This window comes from Pseudomonas sp. GW821-FHT01E10, from assembly GCF_059422365.1.
This window is the reverse complement of sequence record NZ_JBWKWT010000004.1, coordinates 344,677-369,558: the sequence shown is the minus strand read 5'-3', so window position 1 is coordinate 369,558 and position 24,882 is coordinate 344,677. Positions and strand designations below refer to the sequence as shown.

Here is a 24,882-nt window from a genome sequence, read left to right as displayed (position 1 = left end):
GATCAGTCCCATAGGTTCACCATCTGCCGTTGAGGGGCGGGCGTTTGGGCTTCGGGCATTTGCACGGCCAGGCCTTGGGGCAATATCGGGCCGTGATCCGCCAGACCAGGGTTCGCCTCGAGCACTGCCTCAGTGACACCCGCCGTGCGGCCGTAGTGACGCCAGCACAGTGCGTCGACGGTGTCGTTTTGATGGGCGCGGACAATGACGGCCATCAGATCAGCTCCACGGTGGAGCGACCGAGGCCGAGGAAGTCACGCACCGCCCAGCGCTGGTCGCGGCGCAACTCGTCGATGCTCGGGGTGAGTTCATTGGCGTTCTGGTTGCCGCTGTTGGTGCTGTCGTAGGAGCGGTAACGCTCGCAGATTTCCGCACCGGTCGCGGCGTAAATGGCTCGCTGGTACAGGTGGATGTATTGCGACACGTCTTTAACTTTGTCCGCCGGGACGTCGGCGAGGGTGGCGTATCCAGCGGCCTGCTTATCCAAGCGCCAGTGGGTGAACTCCCGGTTGACGCTGATGGCGGCGGCGATGGTCGCGGTTTCCAGTCTGATCGGAGTGACGCTGGCATCGAGACGCAGGGTGCCGCGCACACTGTCCAGGTCAATTGATGGCCAGAATGGATCGGTGTTGATGTGCTCGGTCGGCGCAGTGCCGCCCGCTACGAATCCGCTCATGGAACTGCGCTCTGCAATAGGTCGCCGGTGGTCGGGGTTTCACGTTCAGGAGGAGCGGCCTAGCCGATCCGCCCCGAGCCGGCGGGGTGCGTGGGGACGCTCGATTAGCTGCCGGGGGCAGCGAGTTTGTTGAGGAGGCGTTCGGCGCGCTCCAGATCCTTTTTGCCACCGCAGGCGTCGTGCAGGTCGATGGCTTTCTTCAGCAAATCGATGCCGGCTTGTACCTGTCCGGGTTGCCCTGGCAGCTCTTCGGTGATGTTTTCCAGGGTGGCGCGGCCAGTGGCGAGGAACAGCTTGGCGCGAGCCTGATCGGGCATGTCTTCGGCTTCGGTCAGTTCTGCGGTGCGGTGCAAGATGGCCAGGTCGAACGACTCGTTGATTTTTTGGGCCTTGAACGCGGCCGTCGCGACTTCTTCCGCGACCAGGCAACCCAAAGTGCGGGCGAAACGGTCGGGCATGACCATCTTGTGTTTCAGCACGTACTCAGCGATGTCCAGGCCACCGATGAAGTCGCCGGCATCGATGCGCCACACCATCACCGTGGTCAGCACTTCATCCTGCGCACCTTGGCCAGCCTCCAGCACGCCTTGCACATAGGGCACGTAGTCGGGCAGTAACTGACGTTTGAGTTCGGCTTTGCCCTGGTTCGACTGGACCTGTTTCAGGCGTAGGCGATCTTGCAGCAACTGGTTCAGCTGATGCTCGTATGCGGTAGCACCGGCCATGGTTTGGGTCGGCTCGGTCGCTGCCGCCTCAATGGCGGCAGTGACGCGCTGAAAGTGGCGACGGCAGGGGTTAGTCATGGTCGTCTGCCTTACGCGATTTCGATGTTTTCAGCGAGGGACGCACATTCCAGGTCCTCGATAACGTAAGCGTCGTTGACCGATTCGTAGTTCTCGACGCGGTCGCGTTTGGCGTTATCGAGGACGGTGCGGCGACGGCTGCCTTCCTGCCAGTAAATCGATAGGTTTTCGAGCTTGGTTACCAGCAAACCGCGGGCCGGGAAGTAGGGCACACGCACCGCCGGCAGGTTGCCCAAGCGCTTCTGGCTGGTGACGATATCGGCGGCCAGCATTTCAGTCGGCGCGTTGTCCTTGTTGATGATCGGGAAATACTTGTCGGCCAGCAGCTGACGACCGCAGATCACCACCAGATCCGGGTCTTCCTGGTACCACGGCGCGATGAATTCCTCGACCATGCTGAAGACCAGAGCGTCGAGATTGGCGAAGTTCTTGCCAGCGCCGATGGTGATCTTGCCGGAGCCTTCGGTCACTTCATCCATGACCCGCGCCGCGTTTTCGATACGCATTTTTTGCAGCCAGCCAATGTTGACGTCCTGGCGCAACGGATTAGTTGCCGGGTTGGAGGTGGCCGCGCGGCTGGTACCGTTCCAGCCGATCAGGATGCGGTCCAGTGCCTGGCGTTTCAGGATTGCGTCACGAATACGTGCCTGGAAGTCGGGGAACTTGGCCCAGGCATCCAGCTTGCTGTAGCGCAGGTGAGTGTCAAAGTTGGTCTGCGAGCAGAAGTATCCGCGATCATCCAGAGTGGTGATGTCGGTCGTTTCACGATCCTTCTGGGTAGTGTCGGTGGTGCCGGCGTTCGGCCCGCCAATACCCATCCCGATCTTCTCGCCCATCTGTTCGGTCACACCGTAGATGTTGATTGCGCTGAGAAATTGACTGGATTCCTGCATGCGGGTTTCCAGCGTCTGGGTGACGCTCGGCGCCGTGGCGAACTTGGTGGTCACGTTCGGCACGCCGTGCAGCTTGGCCAACTGGCCGAGGTAGGCGTTGAAGAGGTTGCGGGTATCGTTGCGCATGGATGTCGTCCTTCGTTATTCGGGGCTTGGGGTGGGCCGGCTTCAGCAGTCGGTCATGACCTGGTTATCGCCACCGGTTACCGGAGGGCGCGTCTTCTGGTTGTGGTCTTGGGTGGTGGAGAGCTTGTCCTTCAGTTCGGTGAAGTCCTTGCTCAGTTGATCCAGTCGGGTTTGCAGGCCCGTTGAGAATTTTTTCTCGGCGGCCAGTTGCTCGGGCAGATCCTTGACGTGCTCAGCCACGGCTTCGACGGCCTCGCTGATCTGGGCGAACTCGGTGTCGTCCTTGGCTTGTTTGCCTTTGAGCAGGGTTTGCACCTTGCTGAAGAGCTGGGCACCGATGCCGGGCTTCTCTTCGATTTCTTCGAACGTCAGCTCGGTCTCGACCGCCTCGGTGAACATCGAGGTTGCTGAATAGTGGCGATCCTTGAACGGGCTGGCGTCAGGTTTCTGGGCTGAGAACGCCAGGACATCGGTGCCCAGGCTGGCCGGGGAATCCGTCACCCCCAGGCCGACGATGTAGGCCTCACCGGTGTCGGCGAAGCTGTCGTCGATTTCAATTGAGGTGTAGACCTTCTGCTTGGCCTTGTTCATGGCGATCAGGTCGGGCGTCGGCTCAATCTGGGCGAACAGAGCCAGCTTCTTCTGGCCATTGATGTCCACCTCTTCGGTCTTCACCGCGAGCACGTCACCGTAGGCCTTGAACGGGCTGTCCGGCAGCACACTGCGGTAGTGCTCCAGCCAGATGCGGGCACCGTAGGTGGACGGATTGAAGTTCTTCGCCGCCTGTTCCAACCAGTTGCGTTTGATGGTGCGCTTGTCAGAGGTAGCGCCCTCGACGGCGACGCGGAACCAGTTGCTGCGGAATTTCTTCATGCCGGGAATCCTCAATGCGTTGGGCGCTAATTGCGTTGCAATGAGGGGCATGGTCGTGACGCGCGCGAGTTGCGGCAACGAGGCGGGACTGTAGAGGAGGGAGGTACAAGGGGCGGTGCTATTGAGTCGCAGGCATGGGCGGCAGCATCGCGGCCATGACTACGACCGCACTGCTGCCCATCGATCCCCGCCGCCAATCCAAGTTCCTGTACTGGATGGGTTGGCGTATTTGCGAGATTGCCGAGGCTACGGGCGAAAAGGAAAAAACGCTACACAGCTGGAAGGCCCGTGACGAGTGGGATCGGGCGGACAACGTCGAGCGCATCGGCGGGGCGCTGGAAGCGCGATTGGTGCAACTGATCCTCAAGGATGGCAAGACCAGCGGCGACTTCAAGGAAATAGACCTGCTGCACCGGCAATTGGAGCGGCAGGCCCGAATCCAGCGTTTTCAGGGCGGCGGTACCGAAACTGACCTTAACCCTAATCTGGCCAAGCGCAACGAAGGCCCGAAGAAGAAAACCCCGAAGAACGACATCAGCGAAGACCAGATCGAGCTGCTGCGCGAGGCATTCATTGATGGCTGCTTCGACTACCAAAAAGACTGGTACCGGGCCGGCAACCAGCGCACCCGCGTCATCCTCAAAAGCCGGCAGATCGGCGCGACCTACTACTTCGCCCGTGAGGCATTCATCGATGCCCTGGACACCGGGCGCAATCAGATTTTCCTGTCAGCGTCGAAGAACCAGGCCTACCTGTTCCGCGGCTACATTCAGGCGTTCGCCCGCGAGGTGATTGGCATTGAGCTGACTGGCGATCCCATGGTGCTGCCCAACGGCGCGGAGTTGTTTTTCCTCGGCACCAATGCCCGCACCGCCCAGGGCTATCACGGCAATTTCTACTTCGACGAATTCTTCTGGACGTTCAAGTTTGAGGAACTGAACAAGGTCGCCTCGGGCATGGCGATGCACAAAAAGTGGCGCAAGACCTACTTCTCGACACCGTCGAGCATGGCCCACGAGGCGTACACCTTTTGGACAGGCGAGCGCTTCAATAAGGGCAAGCCCGCCGCACAGCACACGAAGGTGGACGTGTCCCATGGTGCGCTCCAACAGGGGCGATTCTGCGAGGATCGGCTGTGGCGGCAGATCGTCACGATTTTGGACGCGGAGCGCGGCGGTTGTGACCTGTTCGACATCGAGGAGCTGCGCCGCGAGTACAGCCCCGAGGCGTTCGCCAACTTGTTGATGTGCGAGTTCGTTGATGACGGCGCGAGCATCTTCCCGCTGACCCTGTTGCAGTCTTGCATGGTGGACAGCTGGGTTGAGTGGGCTGAGGACTACAAACCCTTCGCCATGCGTCCGTTCGGCGACCGTCAGGTCTGGATCGGCTATGACCCGGCCGAGACCGGTGACTGCTCAGGCATGGTGGTGGTCGCGCCGCCGCTGGTGCCGGGCGGTAAGTTTCGCATCCTCGAACGCCACCAGTTCCGAGGCATGGACTTCGCCGCGCAGGCTGCATTCATCAAAAGCGTCTGCGACCGCTACTGGGTGACCTATATAGGTATCGACGTCACCGGGTTGGGCAGTGGCGTGGCCCAGCTGGTGCGCCAATTCTTCCCGGCGGTTACCACCTTCAGCTACTCGCCCGAGGTCAAAACCCGGCTGGTGCTCAAAGCCTACGACGTTATCCACAAGGGCCGGCTGGAGTTCGACGCCGGCTGGACCGACATGGCGCAGTCGTTGATGGCGATTCGCAAGACCGTCACCGCTGGCGGCCGCCAATACACCTACACCGCAGGGCGCAACGACAACACCGGTCATGCCGATCTGGCTTGGGCGCTCTTTCACGCATTGCACCACGAACCGCTTGAGGGGCAGACCACTGCCAACACCGGGCGCATGGAGATTTACTGATGATTGAACAACTTGCCAACCAGACGCTGCTGCCCGCGACCACACCCGCGACCACCGCCGGGACTCAGGTGTTTTCCTTCGGCGAGCCGACGCCGGTGCTGGGTGGTCGGGAGGTGTTCGATTATCTGGAGTGCTGGTTTAACGGGCGGTGGTATGAGCCGCCGCTTTCGCTGGACGGCCTGGCCCGGTCGGTGAGGGCGAGTGTGCATCTTCATTCGGGGTTGATGTTTAAGCGTAACCTGTTGAGCAAGACGTTTATTCCGCATCCGCTGCTCTCTCGGGCGGCGTTTGAGCAGTTTGCTCTAGACTTCCTATGCTTGGGTAATGGCTATCTTGAGGCTCGACGTTCAGTGCTAGGCAACACACGGCAATTGGTGCCGTCGTTGGCTAAGTACATGCGCGTGGGGCCGGAGGGGCAGTTCTATCAGGTGCGCGGGTGGAAAGATGAGCATGCGTTTGACCCGGGCTGCATTTTTCATCTGCGTGAGGCGGATCTGCATCAGGAGATTTACGGGCTGCCGGAGTGGATCAGCGCATTGCAGTCGGCGTTGTTGAATGAGTCGGCGACGCTGTTCCGGCGCAAGTATTACGAGAACGGGAGTCATGCCGGGTTCATTCTGTATATGACGGATGCGGCGCAGACTGAGGCTGACATCGATGCGTTGCGCAAGGCACTAAAGGACTCCAAGGGGCCTGGAAACTTCCGCAATCTGTTCGTCTATTCGCCGACCGGCAAAAAGGACGGGATTCAGCTAATCCCGGTCAGCGAAGTGGCCGCCAAGGATGAGTTTAATTCGATTAAAAATCAGACCCGTGATGACGTGCTGGCTAGCTTACGGATACCGCCGCAGTTGATGGGGATTGTGCCGCAGAATGCAGGTGGGTTTGGGTCTATAAGAGAAGCAACGGAAGTTTGGATGGCTAATGAATTGGAGCCAATTCAATCGAGAATGACGCAGGTGAACGATTGGATGGGAGAGGAGGTGGTTGTTTTTGCTCCTTATGGTTTTGCTCCCTAACTTCAGACGCGACGTAGCTGAAGTTAGGTGCTTTACAAAACCCTACCCTGTGTTTCGGAGTTGCGAGCTACTGAATAAGTGACTCAATATCTTCTTCGTGAATGGTTTTGCGAACTCTTAGAGTAAGTCCGTGGCTTTTTGCAACTGACTTAGTTGCCCTCTGAATCTCTGTTGCACTCATAGGGGATCTTGTACATATCACATATCCCCATTTTTTTGCTGCGTTCTTGCTTAGTGTTTCAACTGTTTTGCAGAGTTGTTTTACAGCGTGCTCTATGTCGCACCCCTTTAATTCTATATATATTTCTGTTTTTGATTTTTCATCAACAAGCATCCAGTCGCATTTCATTCCATCTGAGATCAAGCAGCCGTCAACTTTTCTGCGCGAAAGTTTTATTCTGTTTTTGTTATGGATTTTGAATGCAGATCTGTTTTCTTCAAATTTTTCTATGGGGTTGTTTGTGTCTGCAATGCAAGCGGCTGTCATCTCTGCTCACTCCTGATTTTCATCGGTGGCTTCAAGTTCAAGCTCAACTAGTCGCTCAAATTTTTCTGAAAAATATTGCGAGACAGAATCGACAGCATCTGCCCGAATTAAGCCGAGCTCTTCATCCATGATGGATTTAACAGTGCCTCGATCAACAATGTAAGCCGAGACGTCACTAAAAGATATAATTTGATCTTTTGGAATGATTTCATGTAGTGCGGAGCGGTTGGCGTTAGGTGTCGCAGCAACATTTCCAGCCTGTATCAAATTGTTTATTGCTGTAAGTATATACGGGCTGTGCGTTGTGATTGTAAATGTGCCCTGCCTGCCTTGGGCATTATAGGCAGTTGCTATCAGTGAGGTAACTTGACCTTGTGCAATAGGGAATAAGTGTGCTTCAGGTTCTTCAATAACAAAGCTCCTCCTGTAAATCGTAGAAGCGGCGAATGGCCAGGTCGATAACACCATTGCCATTGGTAGAACTTCTTGTTGTCCAGAACTTGAGTTGGAAACATTTATTCGGCCGTGTTCCGTTAAAATCCAATCTTGTCCTTTGTCGGAGAGGTAGCTACCGCATATAAGATCGCCGACCAACTTTGTTGCATGTTTAGGGCGCTGTTGTTCGACGAATGAGAGAAACCCTTTATCTCTTGTTCGTTCGTATACTGCGCCAAACTCCTTTAGGAAGTAATCGATAGGGATGCTGGTGGATAGAAAGGAGAATACGGATTTTTGCAGGTTTGCAAAAAAAGACCGGCCAGCAGGTATGTAAATTACTTGCTCTATTTTTAAGCTGGGGTTGCCGTTATTTAATGTTGATGAAATGGTTTCGCGGACTTCTCTATTTATGCTGGCGCGTCGAGATGTGCTTAGTCTTGTTTCCGTGTCGTCTGATGCTAACTTTTGAAGTATTTTTCGAGCGGCATTTAGTGTTTTTGTAATATGGGCTGTATATTTTATTGTTAGCTTATATTTTGAGTTTACTTTTTCGTGAGATATTTCTACGCCGAATTGATCGCAGGTGTAGCTTACATGGAAAGCATTTTTTTCCCACGCGTAGCTAGGGAAGATGCTTTCAAATCTTGTTCGTAGATCTTTATCAAACTCCCTTTTGCTTTTTTCCTCCGAAGCCGCCTCGAATATGCCAAAAGGAACTTCTTTGCAGAAGTGTATTAGTTTGGATATTAGACTTTTGCCTTTGGCTTGAGGGCCAATAAAAATATTGATTTTTTTTAGCTCAATTGTTGCAAATTTTATTGAGAGGAAATTTTCAATTATCAGCTGTTCCATCAACGAATCTCCCTTGCCAAAATAATCGAATCATATAGGGCGCCTAGGCGAATTGCCATCACTTGGCTAGCGGCTAGCGCAAATTTTTGTTGGGTACCAACCACCAATCGCTTACCACTAAAACCGAGGTTCGGATTTTATTTACCCTTCTAAAAAAGGAGGGCTCCTTGATCTGCACCTGGCGCGCGCCGTCGTCCCCCCACCTCGCCTCCGGTCTAGATGGGTCTTTTTTTCCGCAGCCCTGCACATGGCTGACCGCAGCTAAGGCTGGGCGTTGCCGTGATGATCGTGGAGGGCAAAAAACCTGCGAATCCCTGCGAAGGGTAGGGGCTCACGGTGTGTTCCCCAGACGTGGCTTGTCGCCAGGTGCGAGTAACCATCCGACACCGATTTTCAGGAGCGCAGTCGGAAAAAAGTAAGGTGGTAATTCCGAAGCTGTCACACCGCCAAAAGCCCCGTATTCATTGGCTTTGGTGGATTACCTCGGAAAGTAATTTTGAGTAAGGAAAAAGGTAATGTGGTCGTAAGTGATTGATTTATAAGAGATGAGTAAAAAGAAAAATTACTTCCTTAAAAGGTAATTACCTTACTTCTACATTACTTAAAAATTACCTTGCACCAATCCCTTACAGGCCAGTGAAATCAAGCCTCTCAGGCAGACCAGAGGATCGAGTTACCAAAATTACTCATTTCCGACGCCGTTCCCGAAAAACGCATAAAGCCCTATACGCCAGCTCGCTTCCTGTTGCCGCACAGATTCCATGGGACTGCCATGGGAACTCTTGCGCGCTAACTATCGCCCTGAAACCCTTATAAACCGGGGCCTCACTCTGCGGAAAACGCAATCGGGTGGTTTCGAATCTCTCCTTCACCGCCAAATTCGATATACACAAAACCCCTGATTTCGAGAGAAGTCAGGGGTTTTGTGGTTTCTGGCGTCTGGATTTTATGCATGGCGGTATCAGCGAAGGCGCTTCCGAAATTGATGTAGGACGATGGATAGGCGTGTGGGAAGCAATGCTGGAAAGCCATATGGTTTGGGGGCTTTCATAGGTTTTGGCACCTCGCATGAGCTGCATCGGGAGGGGGTATTCGTTTTGCGCCTTTAAGGTACAAAATGACCCAAAGGGCAGTGCACACGACGCGCCCCATTATCCGGAACGGACGCACGCAGGTTATGCAGGAATTCACCATGAAGCAGGCGGAGTTGGAGAAGGTTCACGTGGAAATCGTCAAGCTGATGGCTGAGCAGCGCAAGCTGAATGCCGAAGCGGGCAAGATGACCCGTGAAACTTTTTGGTACCCGGTAGCTGTTGCGACTGGCTTGATCGGTACGGTGGCGACTGTTACTGCGGTGTTGATCAAGCTGCTCTGACCCCCTGATTCTTTCGATGCCGTGAAAGGCTGATTCACCTCGCCTAGCGATCCGTTCGGTGCGAGTTTTTTGTGTATGAAGGGATTCATGAGCGATTTACTCGATTTCATCAGTGCGCTGTGCCAGGTATCCGATTGGACGCCATCACGCCCCAGGCGGGTATTTTCACGAAGGTTCGTGTTCTTTATGGTGCTTGTAGCGGCATTCGAGTTGGTATTACTCAACCATTACTGGGGGTAATCCAGTTCCGGGCTTTTTGTTTTCATCACCTGGCTACCGAGGAATAATGCGCGCTTCTATGAAGAAGGACATCTCATGATCACCACCACAACCCACACCATCGAAGGTCGGCAAATCACCGCCTACCTGGACATCGTCAGCGCCGAGTCGGTGCAGGGCGTTAACGTGATTCGCGATATGTTCGCCGGGATGCGGGATTTTTTTGGTGGGCGTTCTCAGACGTTGGAGCGGGCATTGAAGGAGGCGCGGGTTCAGGCGACCGAGGAGATCAAGGAGCGGGCGCGGGTGCTTCAGGCGGATGCGGTGGTGGGGCTCGATTATGAGATCAGTATGCCTGCCGGCAAGGGTGGGATGGTGGTGGTGTTTGTGACCGGGACGGCGGTCAAGCTGAGGTAGGTTGCTCGGTACTGGCCATTCGTCGGGCATGTAACGATCTGAATCACAAGTCTGGGAATGACCGGCTAGTCTCAAAAACCAGGGTGGTCGATATTTTTCAGGCAAAAAGGGCTTGCCGGTATCGACCCGTTTTGAGAGGAGCGAAGATATGGCTGAGCCGTATATCGAAGACGACGGTGCAGAGTTTCCAATCAATGATTGCGTGCAGTGTGGTCAGACGGACTATGTGCCGAGCTTCGGCGAAGACCGTATCAAAATCAACAAAATCAAATCTGCAGTGCCTCGGACCCGAGGGCCGAAATCGAAATTTATGCCCAAGCTGGGGGCGCCCTCCAGGAAGTAAACCGATCACAGCACGAACCCCGCCATTGAGCGGGGTTTCTTGTTTCTGAAGGGCGGGAAACGTGGCTCGGTGGCAATGCTGAGAAATGTCCTACAACTTTGCGAGCACTGGTATTTTTTTCACAAACTTTTCACACCGGCCTCCGTAGGCTCAGCTCATCCGTTAGAAAGCAGTACCCTGGCCCGTCTCCCCAGCGGGCTTTTTTTTGCCTGTCATAAAACCTTTTGCATAAACGCTGTCCAACCGTCGCCATTGGCGAGGTTGTTCTGGTTTTGTGTCTGGACTTTCCCTCCGCTAAAGCATTCAATCTCCGGCCTTTCGGTTCCCCTTTTTTTGAGGTTCTTGTTATGCGTTTGACACTGCCTGCTCTGGTTCTGGGCCTTTTGGTTGCTCAAGGTGCGATGGCTGCCGGCGACGGCACGGCCGCGCTCGGTGGTGGTCTGGGTGGTGCGTTGGGTAACGTGGTTGGCCAAAAAATGGGCGGCAGCACTGGCGCAGCGATTGGTGCTGGCGTAGCGGGTGCAGCCGGCAGCGCTGTTGCCGCACGTAAAGGCAGCCGCACCAAAGCGGCCATCGGCGGCGGTGTTGGCGCGGCGGGCGGTTCGATAATCGGTAACAGCCTGGGCGGCAAGAACGGCTCCACCATCGGCGCAGGCCTGGGTGGCGCATTGGGCGGCGGCGTAGGCAGCAACCTGTCCAAAAAGCGTCATTGATCCTGAAGGTCAGCTGAAAAAGCCCGGCTTAATGCCGGGCTTTTTCGTTTTGGAACGTTTCTGCATCATGTGGCTCAAATCTCATACAGTCGGTATTGGTTTTCTGTATAACAGACCCAGATGCAGGCTGATGCCTATCCGCGGCACGTTCTTCCCCCCAATGCGGAAATTAGAGGTGCATATCATGCGTTTCATGCGTTTGACATTGTCCACGGTGTTTTTGGGGCTTTTGGTCGCTCAGGGCGCAATGGCGGGCGGCAACGGTGACGCCGCAGTCGGCGGTGGTCTTGGCGGTGTGTTGGGCAACGTAGTCGGCGGGCAGTTGGGCGGCAGCACCGGGGCCGCGGTGGGCGCTGGCGTCGGCGGTGCGGCAGGCAGTGCGGTCGGTGCGCGCAAGGGCAGTCGCACAGAAGCGGCCGTCGGCGGTGGTCTCGGCGCGGCGGGTGGTTCGGTGATCGGCAACAGCCTGGGTGGCTCCACGGGTTCGGCCATTGGCGCAGGCCTGGGCGGCGCAGCCGGTGGCGCGGTGGGCAGCAACATGGGTGATGACCGCGGCAGTTCGCATTCCGGTGGCGGCTACTACAAACACAAGCATAAAAATAAGTACAAGAATCACTAACTCGATATCGAGTTAAAGTAAAACCCGGCCGAGTGCCGGGTTTTTCGTTTCTATCGATAGGACGCTGGAACGATTTGCCGTAGGACCTCTCGAACTTTATATAACTCTGAACGTTGTGAGGCATGCCCATGAGTCCGGAAACCGAAGACAAGGAAGAAGAAGGCCCGATCAACGATCCTGGCAACGAAGATCCGGGGTCTCTGATGGACGACGCCACGGTACCGCTCAACGATGCCGATGACGCAGGCGATGTGGGCAATCTGGAGAATGATGAGTATGACGAGGAAGACGACGAGTGATTTTGCGGTCGGGCCGACCTCGATCCCTCTGATCGAACCGTGTCTGTCGTGTTGGCCTCGAAAGGCAAGGATCTGCTTTTCAGGTCCATTGAGAGGTGCGTTATGAACGCTGATCCGAAAGACTCCGATATCGACGATACCCCCGAATATCCGCTGCCTTCGCCCACCAATTCGCTGCGCCGCGACCAGCGCCCGCCCGACGATGACGACACCGCTGTGGAACAGGTGCCCGCCGATGATGTGAGGCGGGGTAATGTGGAAGCCGACCCGGAAGACCCGGACATCGCCGGCGATGACGCCTCGGGCGAACCGAGCTGAAACCTGTGAGGTGGTGCATCGCCGATTGTCGATTGTGCGGCTCCTTTAAAAAGCGATCACCACCAGAGATCAGGTAAAGCACTCTTTAAAGGAGATGCACCATGATCAGGTCAAAATGGATGGCGCTTACGATAGTCGGCTTATTGTCGATCAGTTCATTGGCGGCGTTTGCTGAATCTACCGGTCGCGATGCGCCGGTCGACAAGGGCGGGATGCCGCCTTATTCGGAAATGAATGCGGGTACCTCGGATGGGAAGGCGCTGCCACCGGACACCATTGGTGGTGGCAAAGGTGGTGATGCCAACGGGAGTAGCATCGACCCGGGGAAGGGCAGCGGGTCGGTGAGTGGTGGAAGTTCGATGGGGAGTGGTTCTGGAAGTGGGTCTGGAGGATCAGGTGGTTCTGGGCAAAGTGGACGCTCGGAAAGTTCCGACAGTGGGGAAGATGGTAGAACTTGTGGTTAGATTAAGGTCGAGTAGATATCGAAGCCCAGCAACCAGATGGGCTTTTCATATGAGTTGGTTTTTACGACCCCCTAGCCCCCATGCTAGTGCCTAACTTCAAAGCTCGGAAATCTAGATGTGTATGTATCGGGTTTATTATGCTAATGATTCGAGCCAATGTTTGTAGAAATCCTTTTGTTGTTGAATGTCATGTGTGATGTCGTTTTCTTCGTAATCGAAGATGTTGACTACGTCTTCAGTTTCGGTTGGTTTTCCCATGTGAAGTTCATACGCTACGACTCCACCAGACATTTGTGATGACATACGCGAGGGGTGAACGTTAAGTTTTGAGCCTTTACACAGAAATTTTGTTTCAGGGAAGTCGGCTCGTAACAGACCAAGGCATAAGTAAAGATCAGGGGCTATGTATGTTTTTTTTACACCGTTTTTCATAGTGAAAGTTAGTGCCGATTTTTGCCGATCGCATTCGATCAAAACTTTCTCAGTGATACCTTGGGTGTATATAGATACTTCTACTATTTTCATGGTCACTTCCTGTTTGGGTTGGGGGTTGAGTAGCCCACATAGCTACCATCGGCGTTGACGGGGGTAACGCCGATAATGTCTCGGGTGTCAATTCCACCCGGAAAAGCAATTTCAACCTCACCCCTATGAGGGGACATCATGCCGAGTTTCTTATTCACATCTATTCCGCGAATATTCTTTATCACGTAAATAAATCCGGCTTCATATCCGTAGCCTGTAGCGAACTTTATTGCTTCCTTTTCGGATGTTGTAGTGCTGACAAATAGGCTGGGAGGGCTTCTGTTGTCCAGAGCATGCAGGTAGAGATCAGTACTATCACCCAAGGGCTCAAACCCAGCTTCAAAAATCTCCCAAGATTCTCGCGAGTCTCCACGGTACAAATACCGATTTCTTGGGGTAGGGAGACCGGGCTCTCCCAGAGCAGCTCTGGCGTCTACCGTCGGGTCTTTAATCCCGTCCGCCGGCCTACACCCATCCCCCCCAGGGCACTCATTCAACCCCAACGGATCAACCCAACCCGCCGGATTGCGCGTGTACTGATAGCCGTTTAACCCGCCCGCCAACTTGCTCGGGTCCGGCGTCAGGTACCGCCCGATATCCGGATTGTAGTAGCGATGCCGGTTGTAATGCAGGCCGGTTTCCGCGTCGTAATACTGCCCTTGAAAGCGCAGCGGTTGATCGAAGACCTGGTGGGTGTCGCGGTTGAGGCGGGTGAGGCGGCCATAGGCGGTGTATCGGGCGGCCCAGATGATGTCGCCACTGTAGTCCGTGAGTTCTTGCGGGGTGCCGAGGTGGTCGAGCTGGTAGTAGAAGGGACAAGCCTTACGCGGGCCTTTGCCGTCGAGCATGGCCAGCGGGCGGAAGGTGCCGGGTTCGTAGACGTAGCTGCGATGGTGGTCCTGGCTGTGTTCGGCGATGAGGTGGTCGCCTTGCCAGAAAAACTCGATGGTTTTGCCGTCGACGGTTTTGGCGATGCGGCGGCCGAAGGCGTCGTAGCGATAACTTGAACAACGACCGTCCGGCGTAGTGACGCCGACCAGCCGATGCTGGCAGTCGTAGCGGTATTCGGTGACCAGTTTCTGCCCGGTGCCACGGCGCTCGCGGATCAGGTTGCCGAAGGTGTCGTAGTCGAAGTGGCGATCGCCTTGCATCAACAGGCGATTGCCTTTGACGGTCGTCGGGCCGGGGCGGTCCTGCATCAGCAGGTTGCCGGCTGGGTCGTGGGCGTAGCTTTCCGGCTGTTGGTCGCGGGAGTGGCGCACGCGGATCAGTCGATTGAGCGGGTCGTACTGATAGCTGCGCTGGCCATGGCGGGTGTCGGCGATGCTGTCGAGATTGCCATTGAGGCTATAGGCATAGTCGCGTCGGTAGAGCGGATGTTGGTGCTGGCCGACAGCGTGGGCCTTCAGACGGCGCTGTTCGTCGTAGGCATATTCACTGAGCAGCAGGCCCTGTTGGCGGTTTTGTTCGCGACCGGCGAGGAACGTATGCGAGGTCAGTCGTGCGCCATTGAGGTCAATGGCCGTCAGCGCACCGCCCTTGGCGTGGCGGTAGTCGAGTTTGCTGCCGTCCGGCAGGCGCAGGCGGTTGAGCTGGCCGCAGGCATCGTAGCCATAATGCAACGTGCCCCAGCCTTGGTGCTCGGTGATCAGCCGGTCCTGCTGGTCGTACTCGAACTCCAGCGGGTGATCGTGGCCGTCGTCGACGCGGGTCAGCCGGCCCAGCGAGTCGTAGCGGTATTCGACCTGGATGCCGTCGGGCAAGGTCTTGACCAGCAAGCGCCCGGCCGAATCCCGCTTGTAAGCCGTCACCAGCTGCGAGCCGTCATCGCCGAACTCGGTTTTCTCCAGCAGGTGCCCATTGAGATCGTAGGCGTACGCGGTACGACGGCCGTCGAAGCCGGTTTCCTGTCGGATCAGGCCGCTGGGCGTGTAGTCCAGCCGATAGTGTTCGCCGGATTCGTTCTCGATTTCCGTCAGCAGCAGCTGCGCATTGTCATAGCGGTACTTGAGCTGGGTGCCGTCGGGATTGATCCGGCGGCTGACCAGGTGCAGGTCGTCGACGTATTCATAGCGGGTGATGCGGCCCAGTTCATCGCGTTCGGCGGTGATCTTGCCGTAGGCGTTGTAACTGAACCCACGGGTGGCGCCGGTAGGGAATGTTGTCTGGACCAGTCGGCCAATGGCGTCCCATTGGTACTGGGTAAGCGCACCGTGTTCGTCCTGACGAGTCGTCTGCCGTCCCAGCGCATCGTAGGAAAAGCGCCGCTGCCCACCGTCCGGCAAGGTCTCTTCGAGCAACTGGCCCAAGGCATTCCAGACAAAGACATGCCGACTGGTGTCCGGGTAGCGGACCGACAGCAACCGGCCCTGAGGGTCGTAGTGGTAATGGGTGACCTGACCGTCGGGATCGGTCGCCTCGGTGACATCGCCCTGGGCATTGCGCTGGTATTTCCACACCGCCTGACCGCGATAGCGCGCATGCAGGAAACCGTTGCGATACTCGTAGGACGTCGGCTCGTCTTGCGGCGGAATCAGCGCGACCAAGCGTCCGACGTCGTCGTAACGGTATTCGGTGACGGCGCCGAGCGGATCCTGTTCGGCCACCAATCGGCCCTGCTCGTCATAGGCCTTGAGCTGTTCGCCGCCGTCCAGCCCGACCCGGCGCACCAGTCGCGCCCGGTCGTCGTGGACGTAAACCTCTTCGCTGCCGTCGATGTTCCGGACGGTGACGCGGCCCTGGTCATCCCAGACATAGCGCGTGTCCATCTGCGCAAACGACGCCCAATGCCGCACGCAGCGCGCCGACTTGCCAGACCGTTCCCACTCCCAGAAGAAACTCGCGCCACCGGTCAGTTGTCGCTGCAAAATTACATGGTGGTCGTCGTAGTCGTAACGCTCGCTTTCCCCAGCAGCATTGATCGCTTCGATCAAGCGCTGGCGGGCGTCATAGCGGTAGAAAGCCAGTGTTTGCTCTGTACGCCAGGCTTCACCCAAGTCATCGCTGGGGTGAAACGACTGGTATTCGACGGCGATGAGGTGCCTGCGCTCGTAGCACAACAGCAGCGAACGACCGGCACCGTTGTCGAGGCGTTGAATACGCTCCTGTCGGTCGCGGGTGATGCGCAGGCGGTTGTTGTAGGCGTCACTGATCGCCGTCAGTCGACCGTTGTGAAAGTGGTAGAACCGACTCGTCTCGCCGGCCAGCGCGAGGATCAGTTCCTCGGGGTCATCACCGAGATAAATCGCCGCGCGCGACAGGCTGTTGTGGATCGCTGGGCGTTCGTTGCTCGGCAGCGGGAACGTGGTGCGACGGTTTTCATGGTCGATCCAGACGACCTGTTCAACGCCCAGCTCCAACCGCTGCGCCAGCGAATGGCTCCAGCCCCAGCCCAGCCCGCAATCGATTTCCACCGCGCTGGTGCGGTACAACCGGGTGAAGGCAAACGGCAGCAGCCCGTCCAGCGCACCGTCGGTCAGGGTCAGCAGTTCTTCGCCGCTGACCATCGACACAGGGCAGCCGTTGGTGCAGGTCAGTGCCGAGCAATCGGCGCTGTCGCCATTGGGGTTTTTCGCTTGATTCGGTGCATCGTCGTGGGGTTCGTGACGGCCCAGCCGGGTCTTGGCTGCAGACTTGTCGCGGGCAATGGCGAGTGGATTGTTCACCTGCACAACCGGTGAGTTGCCGGCGCTGATCTGCAGTGGAACCGTCGGTGCAGGTTTCAGCGGTGCATTGCGCGCACTGACCACGAGCGGTTTGAGGACACCAGCGTGGGCTGTCAGGTCGGATTTGGCCGTCAGTTCGGCCAGTCGCAAACTGGCAGTCGCCAACCATTGTCGAGCCCGATGGGACTTGATCTTGTCCAGCACTTTGGCGCTCATGCCGAGCTTCAGGCCCGTAGGACCTGTGAGACGCACCAGCAGGAAGCTGATTAATATTTCCGTACGAACTTGTGCCACGACTTCGGCGATGTACTGCGGCGGCAACATCCTCAGCCAACTGGTGAAGGCTGCGAGATGGATGAACATCAACGGCTCATCGCTCAGCATCAGCAACACATTGGCAATGGTTTCAGCCGAAGCGTTCAGCAGCGTCTCAAGCTCGCCTTGTGTCAGGTACTCAAGGAGTTTTTCGCTGCTGCCTTGCAGGTCCGCCACCAGGGCGTAGACCTGCTTCACGTCATCCCACAAGCCGTGCAGCGAACGCTCGAAACTGTGCCAGTCAGCCTGTTGCAGCAGGCCGTAGCGTTGAGTGAAACCAGCTTTGGAAAAATCTGCCCATAAAGGCTCGAATTCGCTCCTCCATTCGTTGCGCAACCAGCCTTCCAGCTCGCCGATCACGCCCTGATAGGAGGCGTAGAGTGCTTTGACGTGTTCAGTGGAAACATTGGGAAAGAAGGTGATGCGATAGTGATGGCCGCGCCAGCATTCGGGGATTTCGAGAATGCCGCTGGGGCCGATGGTTGCGTGGACGGGCTCACCGAACGTCAGCTCACCGTTGTGCTGGGAGATAACCGGTTCGAGCATCACCGGCGTATCGCCGATCGGCACGAAACGCGCGGCTTCAAACATATGCACCAGGGTCAACGGACCGCTGGCCGGGCACATGGCGAGTGTTGAACTGAAAGGCGCGGTGGAGTCCTTCGGTGCGCTGAGCCGGACTTCGTTGCCGACCTTGAACACTTGCTCGACGTTGAGCGCGCCACCGGTCCAGAAGTTTTCCGCCCAGGCCTCGTAGTCGTTGAGGCAGAGTCGGAAATCACCGAGCAGCGCTTTGATGTCCGGCTGTTTGGGGTTCATGGCGGCGACCACCAGCAGACCGATGGCGTTGTTCAAGGCCAGGACCTTGTCAGGTTCGAACATTCGCAATCCCTCGCGCAGATCAATGTGGAGCGAGAGACTTTGCGGGGGATCAAAAAGGAAAGAAGTCGGGAAAGGAGGTGTTTGGTGTAGGGGAAATCGCTAAATCATCACGGCGCCCTTGGCAGAGGATTTTGTATCCGCCAGGCATTGCCCGTTGCTCTCGACCAATCGCGCTCGCTATGCTGCTGAACCCTTTAATCCATCACGGATCCGGCCGTACCTGAGCCGTCCTGGGATGTCATGAGAAAACGGATCAGATGCGATGAGTGCACCCTTGGATGAGTTCGGTCCGATCAAGGCCGTGATTTTCGATATGGACGGTTTGCTGCTGGACACCGAGGGCATTTACACCGAGGTCACGTCCATCATTGCCGAGCGCTATGGGCGGACCTTCGACTGGAGCGTCAAACAGAACATCATCGGCCGTGGCGCGGGTGATCTGGCGCGCTATGTAGTCGAGGCGCTGGACTTGCCGATCACCGCCGAAGAGTTTCTGGTGATCCGCGAGCCCTTGATGCGCGAGCGTTTTCCGACGGCGCTGGCGATGCCCGGAGCAGAGGAACTGGTTCGGCACTTGAAAGCCAACAACATTCCTATCGCGGTGGGCACCAGCTCTTCGCGTCAGTCGTTTGGTCAGAAAACCACTTTGCACCGCGACTGGTTCGCGCTGTTTGACTTCATTGTCACCGCTGACGACCCGGAAGTTGGGGCGGCGAAACCGGCGCCGGATATTTTCCTGACGGCGGCGCGACGCCTTGGGGTCGCGCCCCGGGATTGCCTGGTATTCGAGGATTCGCCGTTCGGCGTCACTGCAGCCAAAGCGGCAGGAATGACGGCGATTGCGGTCCCGGATGCGGCGATGGCCGACGAAAAGTACGCACACGCCGATGGCATTCTTCGTACGTTGAAGGCGTTCAAACCCGGTACATGTGGCTTGCCGGCGCTTGAGTGGGCCTGATCATTCGGTAGTCCCTGAGACAAAAGTCCCTGACACAAAAAAACGCCGGCAATTGATTGCCGGCGTTTTTGTTTCAGTCGAGCGGTGTATCAGGCGCCGAAACCACCGTCGATGGTCAGGCTGGCACCGGTGATGTAGCCAGCTTCGGGACCTGCGAGATAGGCGACGAAGCTGGCGATTTCTTCCACGTTGCCGTAACGACCCACAGCCATCAGCGGGATCAGGCTATCAGCGAAGTCGCCGCTGGCGGGGTTCATGTCAGTGTCGACCGGGCCTGGTTGCACGTTGTTGACGGTGATACCCCGCGGGCCGAGGTCGCGAGCCAGGCCTTTGGTCAGGCCGACCAGCGCCGATTTGCTCATGGCGTACGGGCCACCGCCGGCGAAAGGCATGCGATCGGCATTGGTGCTGCCGATGTTGATGATGCGACCGCCTTCGGTCATGTGGCGGGCGGCTTCCTGGGTGGCGATGAACACACTTCGTACGTTGATGGCCAGGGTCTGGTCGAAGTCTTCGAGTTTAAAGTCCTCCAGCGGTGCGACGGCCAGAACGCCTGCGTTGTTGACCAGGATGTCCAGGCGGCCGAAGGTCTCGACGGTGGCATTGACGGCATTGCGAATAGCAACGGCATCGGCGCTGTCGGCCTTGATGGCCAGGGCTTTGCCGCCAGCGGAGATGATGCTGTTTTGCAGGTCTTCGGCTTTGGCGGTAGAGCTGACATAGGTGAAGGCGACGGCTGCGCCTTCTGCGGCCAGGCGTTTGACGATGGCAGCACCGATACCGCGTGAACCGCCTTGAATCAGAGCTACTTTACCGCTGAGGTGTTGAGTGGTCATGTCGATCTCCAGAAGTTCAAGGCAGGCTGCCTTGTTGTCGGAGTCGAGTATCGGCTTCGCATTACCCGGCGGGTAGACCGTGATTGCTATAGTCTGTGTAAACCAGAAGTTTATAGTGGCGCTTATGGAAACCTTCAGCAGTATCGAATGCTTCGTGCGCAGCGCTGAGGTTGGCAGCTTCGCCGAGGCTGCGCGACGCTTGAGCCTGACGCCTGCTGCGGTGGGCAAGAGCGTCGCCAAGCTGGAGGCGCGGCTTGGTGTGCGGCTGTTCCAGCGCAGCACGCGTAGCCTGACGCTGACCGAGGCCGGTCAGCTGTTTCTCGGCGAAGTCAGCGCCAGCCTGCACACGATCCAGAATGCCGTGGCCAACCTGGCCAGCGCCGAAGGACGTCCGGCGGGAACGCTGAAGGTCAGCATGGGCACGGTGTTCGGGCGCTTGTACATCGTGCCGTTGCTCGGAGAGTTTTTGCGGCGCTTTCCGGCGATCAACCCGGACTGGCATTTCGATAACCGTCAGGTCGACCTGATCGGCCAGGGGTTCGATGCGGCGATTGGCGGTGGATTCGAACTGCCCCAGGGCGTGGTGGCGCGCAAGCTGACGCCCGCCCATCGAGTGTTGGTGGCTTCAGCCGGGTACCTGGCCGGGCACGAAGCGATCATCGAGCCCGATGACCTCCAGCGCCACGATGGCATCCTGATACGGTCGCCGCAGACGGGGCGCGTGCGTTCCTGGCAACTGACCTGTCGCAACCGGCAACACAGCCCGCTGACGCTCAAGGCGCGAATGACCATGAGCGATTCGGAAGCAGCCTGCGCGGCGGCGACCCAGGATTTGGGCATTGCATTGGTGAGCATGCCGTTCGCCGTTGGCTATCTGGACGCCGGGACCTTGCAGCGGGTGCTGCCCGACTGGTACGTCGACGATGGCAATATCTCCATCTATTACGCCGAGCACAAACTGCTGCCGGGCAAGACCCGGGCGTTTGTCGACTTCATCATTGAACAGTTTGCCGAGCAGGGGTTGGGGCAGCGGTTCAGTGCAGTTTGAGCCCGGCTTGGGACCGAGGGGAGGCCATCGCGGGCAAGCCACGCTCCCACAGAGTGATGCAAACCCCTGTAGGAGCGAGGCTTGCCCGCGAAGAACGATAACGCGGTCTAGCGCCCAAACCGCCCAGGCCAACCAATAATGGTCTTCGGCCGAGGCGTCGCATACGTCCGCACTTTCGACGTCGACAACCCCAACCGCACCAGTGATTCGGCAATGGTCACCGCCGCCGTCACGCCATCAACCACTGGTACGCCGGTGCGCTGACGAATCTGCTCGTCCAGCCCGGCCATGCCGCCACAGCCCAGGCAAATCACCTCGGCCTTGTCCTCGCTCACCGCCAGTTCCGCCTGGCGGACGATCGCCTCCAGCGCACGCTCTGGATCGGACTCCAGCTCCAGCACCGCCAACCCACTGGCCCGCACCGACGCACAACGATCCCAGAGCCCGGAGAGTTTGAGGCGATCCTCGATCAGCGGCACGGTGCGGTCGAGGGTGGTGACCACCGAATAGGCATGGCCGAGGAACATCGCGGTGCTGGCGCCGGCATCGGTGATGTCCACCACCGGCACATTGAGCAACTCCTGCAAACCTTCGCGGCCGTGCTCGCCATAGCCGGCCTGGATTACCGCATCGAAGGGCTGATCGTAGGACATGACCCGGTCCATCACGGCGATGGCGGCCAGGTAGCTTTCGAAATTGCCTTCAATGGAGTCGGCGCCGAAATGCGGGGTCAGGCCAATGATTTCCGTGCCGGGCGCGGCCACGGACTGTGCTTGACGGGCGATGGCCTGGGTAATGGATTCGGTGGTGTTGACGTTGACCACGAGAATTCGCATGGGAGGTCCTTATAGCGAGTGGTTTGCGGCCCGATGTCACCGGGCCGCCAAGAGGATTAATGGCTGACGTTATCGACCGCGATGGCTTCTCCGCTGACATCGGCGTAGTAAGGCTGCCGTTTGGCGATGATCAGGTAGAGCATCCCTGCAATCCCGGCGCCAATCAGCCAGGAGAATGGCGAGACGCTGTCGAAACCTGGCACCAGGGCCAGGACAATGGCGATCAAGGCGGCCGGAATGAACGCCGCCACGGCGCGCAAATTGACCCCACGGCTGTAGTAATAATCGCCATCGGGATCTTCGCTGTACAACTGCGGCACGTTGATCCGGCCTTTTCGTACCTGCCAGTAGTCGACCATGATCACCCCGTACAACGGGCCGAGCAGGGCGCCGAGGCCCGACAGGAAATACACGATCACCAGCGGGCTGTTGTAGAGGTTCCACGGCAGGATCAGCACAGCGATGGTCGCGCTGATCAGTCCGGCGCGGCGGAAGGTCAGGTATTTGGGCGCCAGATTGCTCAGGACAAAGGCCGGGGCCACGAAGTTGGCCATGATGTTCACTGCCACGGTGACAATCAGGAACGCCAGGCAACCGAGTACCAGAAAGAAGGTATTGGGAATCGACGCGATGATCTCGGTCGGGCTTTCGATGATCCGGCCATTGATCTGAAATTGCGCACCGCACAGCAGGACGGTGATCCCGGCGAATACCAGAATGTTGACGGGCAGGCCCCAGAAATTTCCGACCCGGATGGTCTTGCGGCAGGGAGAAGAGCGGGCGAAGTCGCAGAAATTGAGGATTAGCGTGCCGTAGATCGACAGCCACAAGGCGCCGCCGGCAAAGATATTGCGCCACATCTCACCGCCACTCAGCGGTTCACGAATCGACCAGGCGATGGTGGCGTTGGCCTGGAAGTACATCCAGCCGGCGAGGGCGGCGACGGTCAACAAAATCACCGGGCCGGCAAACGCCTCGTAGCGTCGCACCATTTCCATGCCATAGGCCAGAATCGCCAACTGCACGAACCAGATCGCCACGAAACACACCCAGCCCAGGCTCGACAGTCCGAGTATCGAATTGTGGTCGTAATCGGCGAGTCCGGGATGCACCGCCGTCAGCAATACGCGAAAGACCACTGACGCCAGGTACGTCTGAATTCCGAACCAGGCAATGGCGATAACGGCGCGAATCAATGCAGGAATCTGCGCGCCATGGATGCCGAAACTGATCCGGCTGATCACCGGAAACGGCACCCCGGTTTTCTGGCCCATGTAACCGGAAAGGTTCATGAAGCAATACACCAGCGCAGCACCGATTCCCAAGGACAGCAGAATCTGCCAGCCGCTCAGGCCCAGTGCATACAAGCCAATGGCAAAGGAGTAGTTGGCAATGTTGTGCACATCGTTTGTCCACAGGGCAAAGATGCTGTAACGGCCCCAGCGCCGACCTTCGGCCTTGGTCGGCGCGAGGTCCTTGTTATGCAGGCGGGGGCTGAGCACGACGGGTGGTTGAAACGTTTGATCGTGAATCACGGAGGTAGAAAGAGGAGAGGTCAGATCCAGCGCAATATTGTTATTGGGGAGGCTAGTACGCATTCCGGCAGGCTCCTGAAGCTCGTTGCCGCGATGACTGTGCATGAGCGTGGGCTCGACAAATCTTCGTCGCGGGTGGGAGAGCATCATTGGTTACGGGGCATCTGCAGCCTGTACGGGATAGGGCGCTTCAGGCTTGCGGATCTAAAGTGTGTGTATGTTTTTGTATTTATTGTATACAAAACATGTCTTCACTTAAGCCAGATATGTGCCAGTCGGTGATCTATAAAATTTAAGGCTAATTTCGTTTTGTTATTTATTGAAGATAAGTAGTTGAAAAAAAGACGATATAAATTGACCGATTGAACAGGTATTTATTTTGGGCAGGGTTTTGTCGGAGTGTTCGACTGAGGAAGTCAGGACAGGGGAATGTAACTTTTTGGGGCGCTAAAACTAAAAGTGCACACAGATATGGCACTTATGGTGACATTTCTGTGTACACATTTTTAAAGTAAACGATCACAGGCTTCGCCAGCTCCTGCAGGAGCTGCTACGGGCTGCGATCTTTTAAGCTTTGGACTTGCTGATGATGTTTCCGGCATGCAGCCCGCATTCTTTCTGCGTGGCTTCTTCCCACCACCAACGACCTTCGCGCTCATGCTGGTTCGGCAGCACCGGACGGGTGCAAGGCTCGCAACCAATGCTGATGAATCCGCGTTCATGCAGGCTGTTGTACGGCAGCTCCAGCATGCGGATGTAACCCCAGATCTCTTCGCTGGTCATCTGTGCCAACGGGTTGAACTTGTACAGGGTACGTTCCGGGGTGGAAAACGCGGTGTCGATTTCCAGCACCGCGACGGCGCTGCGGGTGCCCGGGCTCTGGTCCCGACGCTGGCCGGTGGCCCAGGCGGTCACGCCAGACAGTTTGCGACGCAGCGGCTCGATCTTGCGAATGCCGCAGCACTCGCCATGGCCATCCTTGTAGAAACTGAACAGGCCTTTTTCCTTCACGAAAGGTTCGAGCTTGCTGTAGTCCGGCGACACCACTTCGATATCGATCTTGTAGTGCTCGCGCACCTGCTCGATGAAGCGGTAGGTCTCGGGATGCAAGCGGCCGGTGTCGAGGCTGAACACTTTGACGTTCTTGTTCAGCTTCCAGGCCATGTCCACCAGCACCACATCCTCGGCGCCGCTGAAAGATATCCACAGGTCATCGCCGAACTCGGCAAACGCGAGTTTCAGGATGTCCTGGGCGGATTTGTTGGCATAGGTCGTGGCGAGTTCCACGACGTCGAACGATGGGCTCATCAGGGCGGCTTCCTACAGGTCGGTGGCGCTGGGCGCTCTATATGCGTCGATGGTAACAAAATCCTGCGGTGGCTGGCGCGTCCTCTGCGTTGCACGGAGGGGGGCGAGTCGCTAGAGTTCGGCAGTC

The 24,882-nt window shown here is 57.2% G+C and carries 24 protein-coding genes; 11 read left to right on the top strand and 13 right to left on the bottom strand.

Features of this window, described 5'->3' with window-relative positions; all coding sequences use genetic code 11:
- Positions 1–2: 2 nt before the first annotated feature.
- The 5 genes from AC07V0_RS10685 to AC07V0_RS10665 all read right to left on the bottom strand — a co-directional run bounded on the left by AC07V0_RS10685 (position 3) and on the right by AC07V0_RS10665 (position 3,371).
- Positions 3–215: a tail protein X gene (locus AC07V0_RS10685; RefSeq protein ID WP_495019562.1), complete on the bottom strand. Its 213-nt coding sequence runs from the start codon at positions 213–215 to the stop codon at positions 3–5.
- A complete protein-coding gene (locus AC07V0_RS10680) occupies positions 215–676 on the bottom strand; it encodes a head completion/stabilization protein (RefSeq protein WP_495019561.1) in 462 nt (153 codons plus the stop codon). The genes AC07V0_RS10685 and AC07V0_RS10680 overlap by 1 nt, the downstream gene beginning before the upstream one ends.
- Positions 677–780: 104 nt before the next feature.
- Positions 781–1,479, bottom strand: a complete 699-nt coding sequence (locus AC07V0_RS10675) for a phage terminase small subunit (RefSeq protein WP_495019560.1) — start codon at positions 1,477–1,479, stop codon at positions 781–783.
- Between the two features lie 11 nt (positions 1,480–1,490).
- Positions 1,491–2,498, bottom strand: coding sequence for a phage major capsid protein, P2 family (locus tag AC07V0_RS10670; RefSeq protein WP_495019559.1), 1,008 nt, complete (start codon positions 2,496–2,498; stop codon positions 1,491–1,493).
- Between the two features lie 42 nt (positions 2,499–2,540).
- Positions 2,541–3,371 carry a GPO family capsid scaffolding protein gene (locus tag AC07V0_RS10665; RefSeq protein WP_495019558.1) on the bottom strand — a complete coding sequence of 277 codons (831 nt, stop codon included), beginning with the start codon at positions 3,369–3,371 and terminating at the stop codon, positions 2,541–2,543.
- Between the two features lie 155 nt (positions 3,372–3,526).
- Between AC07V0_RS10665 and AC07V0_RS10660 the strand changes: the two genes are divergently transcribed.
- The gene (locus AC07V0_RS10660) at positions 3,527–5,284 is read left to right on the top strand and encodes a terminase ATPase subunit family protein (protein WP_495019557.1); all 1,758 of its coding nucleotides are present in this window, start codon (positions 3,527–3,529) and stop codon (positions 5,282–5,284) included.
- Entirely contained in the window at positions 5,284–6,303 is a 1,020-nt protein-coding gene (locus AC07V0_RS10655) for a phage portal protein (RefSeq protein WP_495019556.1), read from the top strand. The genes AC07V0_RS10660 and AC07V0_RS10655 overlap by 1 nt, the downstream gene beginning before the upstream one ends.
- A gap of 67 nt (positions 6,304–6,370) precedes the next feature.
- On the opposite strand, the gene AC07V0_RS10650 is transcribed toward AC07V0_RS10655, so the two are convergent.
- Positions 6,371–6,790, bottom strand: coding sequence for a hypothetical protein (locus AC07V0_RS10650; protein WP_495019555.1), 420 nt, complete (start codon positions 6,788–6,790; stop codon positions 6,371–6,373).
- Positions 6,791–6,796: 6 nt separating this feature from the next.
- On the bottom strand, positions 6,797–8,080 hold the full coding sequence (locus AC07V0_RS10645; RefSeq protein WP_495019554.1) for an AAA family ATPase: 1,284 nt from the start codon (positions 8,078–8,080) through the stop codon (positions 6,797–6,799).
- A gap of 1,192 nt (positions 8,081–9,272) precedes the next feature.
- Here AC07V0_RS10645 and AC07V0_RS10640 point away from each other — a divergent pair.
- From AC07V0_RS10640 to AC07V0_RS10610, 7 genes are all read left to right on the top strand, one after another.
- The gene (locus AC07V0_RS10640; protein WP_007940783.1) at positions 9,273–9,455 is read left to right on the top strand and encodes a hypothetical protein; all 183 of its coding nucleotides are present in this window, start codon (positions 9,273–9,275) and stop codon (positions 9,453–9,455) included.
- Positions 9,456–9,770: 315 nt separating this feature from the next.
- Positions 9,771–10,091 carry a YbjQ family protein gene (locus tag AC07V0_RS10635; RefSeq protein ID WP_018925235.1) on the top strand — a complete coding sequence of 107 codons (321 nt, stop codon included), beginning with the start codon at positions 9,771–9,773 and terminating at the stop codon, positions 10,089–10,091.
- A 148-nt stretch (positions 10,092–10,239) separates the two neighbouring features.
- Entirely contained in the window at positions 10,240–10,434 is a 195-nt protein-coding gene (locus tag AC07V0_RS10630; RefSeq protein ID WP_007940781.1) for a hypothetical protein, read from the top strand.
- Positions 10,435–10,781: 347 nt separating this feature from the next.
- Positions 10,782–11,147, top strand: a complete 366-nt coding sequence (locus AC07V0_RS10625) for a glycine zipper domain-containing protein (RefSeq protein WP_019648242.1) — start codon at positions 10,782–10,784, stop codon at positions 11,145–11,147.
- Between the two features lie 193 nt (positions 11,148–11,340).
- A complete protein-coding gene (locus AC07V0_RS10620) occupies positions 11,341–11,766 on the top strand; it encodes a glycine zipper domain-containing protein (RefSeq protein ID WP_026286342.1) in 426 nt (141 codons plus the stop codon).
- Positions 11,767–11,894: 128 nt separating this feature from the next.
- Complete coding sequence (locus AC07V0_RS10615) at positions 11,895–12,065, top strand: hypothetical protein (RefSeq protein ID WP_018925238.1); 171 nt, start codon at positions 11,895–11,897, stop codon at positions 12,063–12,065.
- 102 nt (positions 12,066–12,167) lie between these two features.
- Positions 12,168–12,383 (top strand): hypothetical protein, encoded by a 216-nt coding sequence (locus AC07V0_RS10610; protein ID WP_018925239.1) that lies wholly within the window; start codon positions 12,168–12,170, stop codon positions 12,381–12,383.
- 599 nt (positions 12,384–12,982) lie between these two features.
- On the opposite strand, the gene AC07V0_RS10605 is transcribed toward AC07V0_RS10610, so the two are convergent.
- Together AC07V0_RS10605 and AC07V0_RS10600 are read right to left on the bottom strand one after the other, a co-directional pair.
- Complete coding sequence (locus AC07V0_RS10605) at positions 12,983–13,372, bottom strand: hypothetical protein (RefSeq protein WP_086945781.1); 390 nt, start codon at positions 13,370–13,372, stop codon at positions 12,983–12,985.
- A gap of 2 nt (positions 13,373–13,374) precedes the next feature.
- Complete coding sequence (locus tag AC07V0_RS10600) at positions 13,375–18,234, bottom strand: RHS repeat-associated core domain-containing protein (RefSeq protein ID WP_086945780.1); 4,860 nt, start codon at positions 18,232–18,234, stop codon at positions 13,375–13,377.
- A 262-nt stretch (positions 18,235–18,496) separates the two neighbouring features.
- Here AC07V0_RS10600 and AC07V0_RS10595 point away from each other — a divergent pair, with 262 nt between their 5' ends.
- Positions 18,497–19,192, top strand: coding sequence for an HAD-IA family hydrolase (locus tag AC07V0_RS10595; RefSeq protein ID WP_192351599.1), 696 nt, complete (start codon positions 18,497–18,499; stop codon positions 19,190–19,192).
- Positions 19,193–19,281: 89 nt separating this feature from the next.
- On the opposite strand, the gene AC07V0_RS10590 is transcribed toward AC07V0_RS10595, so the two are convergent.
- Positions 19,282–20,028: a 3-oxoacyl-ACP reductase family protein gene (locus tag AC07V0_RS10590; RefSeq protein ID WP_086945778.1), complete on the bottom strand. Its 747-nt coding sequence runs from the start codon at positions 20,026–20,028 to the stop codon at positions 19,282–19,284.
- Positions 20,029–20,152: 124 nt separating this feature from the next.
- On the opposite strand from AC07V0_RS10590, the gene AC07V0_RS10585 reads away from it, so the two are divergent.
- Positions 20,153–21,076, top strand: a complete 924-nt coding sequence (locus AC07V0_RS10585) for a LysR family transcriptional regulator (protein WP_018925244.1) — start codon at positions 20,153–20,155, stop codon at positions 21,074–21,076.
- A 107-nt stretch (positions 21,077–21,183) separates the two neighbouring features.
- Here the strand turns inward: AC07V0_RS10585 and AC07V0_RS10580 are convergent, their stop codons facing one another.
- The 3 genes from AC07V0_RS10580 to AC07V0_RS10570 all read right to left on the bottom strand — a co-directional run bounded on the left by AC07V0_RS10580 (position 21,184) and on the right by AC07V0_RS10570 (position 24,755).
- A complete protein-coding gene (locus AC07V0_RS10580) occupies positions 21,184–21,912 on the bottom strand; it encodes an aspartate/glutamate racemase family protein (RefSeq protein WP_007942162.1) in 729 nt (242 codons plus the stop codon).
- 56 nt (positions 21,913–21,968) lie between these two features.
- The gene (locus AC07V0_RS10575) at positions 21,969–23,510 is read right to left on the bottom strand and encodes an NCS1 family nucleobase:cation symporter-1 (protein ID WP_086945777.1); all 1,542 of its coding nucleotides are present in this window, start codon (positions 23,508–23,510) and stop codon (positions 21,969–21,971) included.
- Between the two features lie 504 nt (positions 23,511–24,014).
- Positions 24,015–24,755, bottom strand: a complete 741-nt coding sequence (locus tag AC07V0_RS10570; protein WP_007942164.1) for a phosphoadenylyl-sulfate reductase — start codon at positions 24,753–24,755, stop codon at positions 24,015–24,017.
- Positions 24,756–24,882 lie beyond the last annotated feature (127 nt).